The 4,453-nt window shown below is 68.4% G+C and carries 4 protein-coding genes and 1 pseudogene; 1 reads left to right on the forward strand and 4 read right to left on the reverse strand.

Translation table 11 applies throughout. The features are described 5' to 3' along the window. The 4 genes from L0H79_RS21000 to L0H79_RS21015 form a co-directional block, all read right to left on the reverse strand. The coding region (locus L0H79_RS21000) for an ABC transporter permease (RefSeq protein WP_301486612.1) at window positions 1-1,246 on the reverse strand (1,246 nt) is incomplete at its 3' end. Next, on the reverse strand, window positions 1,246-2,223 hold the full coding sequence (locus L0H79_RS21005; protein WP_301486614.1) for an ABC transporter ATP-binding protein: 978 nt from the start codon (window positions 2,221-2,223) through the stop codon (window positions 1,246-1,248). The genes L0H79_RS21005 and L0H79_RS21000, both read right to left, overlap by 1 nt. 234 nt (window positions 2,224-2,457) lie before the next feature. Further along, entirely contained in the window at window positions 2,458-3,180 is a 723-nt protein-coding gene (locus tag L0H79_RS21010) for a class F sortase (protein WP_301486616.1), read from the reverse strand. Window positions 3,181-3,229: 49 nt separating this feature from the next. Beyond that, entirely contained in the window at window positions 3,230-4,000 is a 771-nt protein-coding gene (locus L0H79_RS21015; RefSeq protein WP_301486618.1) for a hypothetical protein, read from the reverse strand. A gap of 199 nt (window positions 4,001-4,199) precedes the next feature. On the opposite strand from L0H79_RS21015, the pseudogene L0H79_RS21020 reads away from it, so the two are divergent. Then, window positions 4,200-4,453: pseudogene (locus tag L0H79_RS21020) on the forward strand (APC family permease); the annotation flags it as partial.

Here is a 4,453-nt window from a genome sequence, read left to right on the forward strand (position 1 = left end):
CGGGTCCGGTCGCTGCGGGCGGTGGGGTGCTGCGGGTGCCAAGCGCGGAGGTGAGCGAGACCTTGGAGGTGTATTGGATGCTGCCGTAGCGGAAGATCCGCACCGCCAGGAGCAGGACCAGCGTGCCCAGGATGATCAGTTCGGTGATCACGATGCCGGCCTGCCAGCCCGGTAGCGAGCCGAGGCCGTTGCGCACCATGGCGGTGACCGGGGCGGTGTAGGGGAAGAAGGTGAAGATCTGCACGATCGGGGAGCTCGGGTCGCTGAGGATCAGCGAGATGGCGTAGAACGGCACGAACAGCAGGATCATCATGGCCGCGAAGATGGGGCCGGCCTCCTTCGCGGTGGGCATGATCGCCCCGGCCGCGACAAGGGTCCCGGTGAACAGCAGGAACCCGCCGAGTAGCAGCAGCGCCCCGATGATCATCGGGCCCGACTCGAACCGAAGGCTGGACAGGTTCAGGTTCGGTAGCGCCAGCTGGTCGCGGAAGAACAGGTAGGCCAGCAGGACCGGGGCGGCGAAGGCCAGGATCTGCACCAGCCCGACCAGGAACAGGGTGATGATCTTGCCGATGATCAGGGTGGTCGCGTTCAGCGTGGTCAGGATCATCTCGGTGACCCGGTTCTCCTTCTCCTCCAGGGTGGAGTTGAGCATCTGGTTGCCCAGCAAGAAGATGGTCAGGTAGAAGACCAGCAGGTACAGCAGCGGCGGGATCACCGAGCTCAGCCCGCCGCCCCGCTGCCCGCCGCGGTAGGTGGTGGCCTCGAAGCTCGCGCCGCCGGCGACCAGGGTCGACAGTGTGGGTGAGCCGATCTTGTCGGTGGCCGCAGTGGTCAGCAGGCGCTGCGCGATCGCCTGGTACTGCCCGTTGTTGAAGATGCCCAGGTCCTGGCCGTACACGCGCACCGCCTGCGTGGCCGGATCCGGCGGGTAGGCGAAGTACGCCTGGACCCGCCCGGTGCGCACGTCGGCGACCGCCCGGGCCGGGTCCGGCGCGAGGCTGCCGCCCAGGGCGGCAGCCTGCTGTCTGGTGATCAGCCCGGAGGCGTCGGTGTACACGAAAGTGATCGTCGCGTTCGCCTGCTCTTTCGCGCTCTGGTCGGTGGAGCTGTTGCTGATGTAGACCAGGGCGAAGACGACCGCGATGATGATCGGCACCGACAAGGTGGTGACCCAGAAGCTCTTCTTCTTCAACGTGCGGGTGAACTCGAACCCGATCACGGTGCCCAGGTTGTGCCCGGCCATCAGCGGCCCACCCGCCCGCGCGCCGGCTCCCGCTGCGGCGCGTCAGCCTGCTCCTGCTCGGCCGAGGAGCCGTAGATCGTCACGAAGATCTCATCCATCGACTTCCTGGTCGTGGTGAAACTAGACACCGCCACCCCGGCCTCGACCAGGCCGCGCAGCACCTGCGCCTCGTCGGCGTGCTCGGCCAGCGCCAGCTCCGCGTAGTTGCGTTCGACCACGACGGCCTCCCAGTCCGGGGAGGATCCGGGTAGCTGCCCGGCGTAGCGCAGCCGCACCGTGCGCCCGCCGAAGCGGTCCTGGATCTGCCCGATGGTGCCGTACGCCTCCGCTCTACCGTCTTTGAGCATGATCACCCGGTCACAGAGCCGTTCGACCTCCTCCATGTGGTGGGTGATCATCAACACCGTCGCGCCGGCCCTCTTCTGGTCCTCGATGATGCTCATCAGCAGCCGCCGGTTGACCGGGTCGAAGCCCTTGGTCGGCTCGTCCAGGATCAGCAGGTCCGGGGTGTTCATGATCGTGACCCCGAGCTGGATCTTCTGCTGCTGGCCACCGGAGAGCTTGTCGATGCGGACGCCCGCCTTCTCGGTCAGGTCGACCCGCTCCAGGTAGCCCATCGACCAGGACTTGGCCTCCTTGGGGGTCAGGCCCTTCAGGCGCCCGAAGTAGACCATCACGTCGATGACCTTCTCCTTCTTGTACAGGCCCCGCTCCTCGGGCAGATACCCCAGGGTGTTGCCCTGTGCGGGGGTGAAGGGGCGCCCGCTGACCAGCAGCGTGCCGGCACTCGGCTGGTAGATGCCCAGCAGCGCCCTGATCGTGGTGGTCTTGCCCGACCCGTTGCTGCCCAGGAACCCGAACGTCTCACCCCGGCCGACCCGGAAGGAGAGGTCATCGACCACGGTGGCGCGCCCGAAGCTCATCGTGAACCCGTCGATCTCGATCACCGGATCACCGTCTGTCTCGGTTGGCGCCATGCCCTGCACCGTACGGGGCAGCCAGCACCCCCGGGGGACTGCGCCGCGCCGAGCCAAGATGGTCAGGCAGTCAAGTCGCGCCGGGCGCCGGATTCTTGGCCGCGTGCCTGAGGCTGGAAGCACACGTTCGCCCGGCAAGGACCAGAGCCGGCGCGCCCGGCCAGCGGGCGTGGATACTGCTGGCCGTGGATGGCCCTGCACGAGCATCGGCGGCTGCCGCCGCCCTGCCGGTGCTCAGGTGCTGGCGAGGTGGGCGAACACCACGATGTTGTTCCGGTAGCTGCCGTCCGGTCCGAGTGGACCGCCGCAGGTGATCAGCCGGATCTGCGCGCTGGTCAGGTCGCTGTGGTACACATCGGCGGTGGGAAAGGCGCTCTTTGAGAACGCCTGCACCCTGTCGATGGTGAACACGGGCACCGTCCCGTCGGCGCGGGTCACGCGGATCGTCTCGCCGCGTCTGACCGCGCCGAGACGATAGAACACGCCCTCAGCTCCTGAGGCGGTGTCGACGTGGGCGGCCAGCACCGCCGAGCCGGGCTGGCCGGGCGTCGGGCCCGCCTGATAGAAACCGACCGTGTCGGCGTTGGGGGGCACCGAGAGGGTGCCGTCGCGCTGAACGTGCAGGGCCACGAAGGTGTCGCTTCGCAGGCCGATCGAGCCGATCTCGAGCCGGGTTGGTCGCGACGCGGGCAGAAACCGACCGATCGATTCCCCCGGCCGGGCCCCGGCCGGGCGGCGATGGTGAACCGGCTCGCCCGAACCCGCAGTGGCCGGCGCCGGCGCCGCCGCCACGGCCATCGCCGCGGGTGGTTGCGGCGGCGGGCCGGCACGACCCGAGCCCAGGTCTAACCCCAGGCCCAGCAGCACGGAGCCGCCTGCGAGCAGCAAGATGCTGGCCAGCACGGCGCCATTGACGCCGCGCCGGCCAGAGCCGGCAGGATGATCGTGTCGGTTCATCTCATTGCTCGCGCTGTCGGATCACACCTTCGAGCCGCGACCCTTGGGGCTACGCCGCCGCGTTGGCGCGACGCTTGAGGGCGAACGCGCCCACGCCGGCGCCGGCCAGCAGCAGAGCCCCACCGATCACGATCAGGCCTTGGTTCGAACCACCGGTGCCGCCGCCTCCGCCGGTGTTCATGCCGCCGGCCGGGGCAACCTTAAGGATGCCGCACAGGGCCGGGTCGGTGGCCTCGGTGGGCAGGGCGGGGTCGACGTCGCTCTTGGTGGCGCCGTCGTACTTGCCGTTCTTGTTGTAGTCGACGCCGTGCACGACGATCGCGGACTCGCCACCGGAGATCGCCTTGGCGAGCTCGGGGCTGACCTTGATGCTGCCGCGCTCGTAGCTGATCTCGCCACCGGGGGCAGTACTGAACCGGTCGACCGCCAGGGCGCTCTTAGGAGAGGTGTCGCCGCTGGTGGTCAGTGAGACCACGACGCCGCCGTAGGCGGCCGCGCCCTCGGTGGTGTTGATGTGCCCGTCACCGTTCGTGTCATCGGCGATGGTGGGGCAGGCGTGCCGGGCGTTCGCGCCGAAGTGGATGTGGGCCGCGTGCGCAGAGCCGGCCAGCAGACCCGAGGCGACCATCGTCACGGTGAGCATCTCGCCGCTGACCTTCACCGATGCGGTGCCGCTGACCTTCGAGACGTTGTTGCTCGCCACGGGTAACAGGTTGCCCGATACCGTCGTGTCGGCGGCGAGGGCCGGCCCGACCGCGAGGCACATGGCCCCCGCCGCGGCCAGAGAGGTGCCGGCGATGCGGCGCGCAGTGGTGTTCATGTTCGTTGCCCTTCGTTTGGTTGAGCTAGACATGCCCCCGCGGATGACCCAGTTGCTCCGGGTTGTGCTGCGAATCGTGCCCTTTCCGTGTATTGCCCGGGTTCGCCCCACGGACCCTCGAGCGGTTCCGGCAATGCGGACACGAGGACGCCATCCTGCGCGTTGACACCACGGTAGCGCGATAAATATCGTTGCCGTCGTGGCAGGTTCAGAGACTGGCCTCAAGCGTGAGTTGTCGCTCTTCGGCGTCATCGCACTCGCCGCTGGGGCGGTGCTGGGGGGTTGGCTCGCTGAGGCGCCCTACTGGTTTGAGCTGACTGGAGCCGGCGCGGCCATCATTTTCCCGATCCTCGCTGTGCTGCTGGTGCCGGTGGGATTGGCCTTCTCCGAGCTGACCGCCATGTTGCCGTACGCTTCGGCGATCGACGTCTGGTCCAGCACGGCGATGAATTC

Origin of the sequence: Intrasporangium sp. (assembly GCF_030452765.1) — a bacterium.
Classification (GTDB): Bacteria; Actinomycetota; Actinomycetes; order Actinomycetales; family Dermatophilaceae; genus Intrasporangium_A.

Excerpts from the sequence above, each read along its gene's own strand:
- L0H79_RS21005 (WP_301486614.1), bottom strand. The coding sequence starts at position 2,223 with ATGGCGCCAACCGAGACAGACGGTGATCCGGTGATCGAGATCGACGGG.
- L0H79_RS21010 (WP_301486616.1), bottom strand. The coding sequence starts at position 3,180 with ATGAACCGACACGATCATCCTGCCGGCTCTGGCCGGCGCGGCGTCAAT.
- L0H79_RS21015 (WP_301486618.1), bottom strand. The coding sequence starts at position 4,000 with ATGAACACCACTGCGCGCCGCATCGCCGGCACCTCTCTGGCCGCGGCG.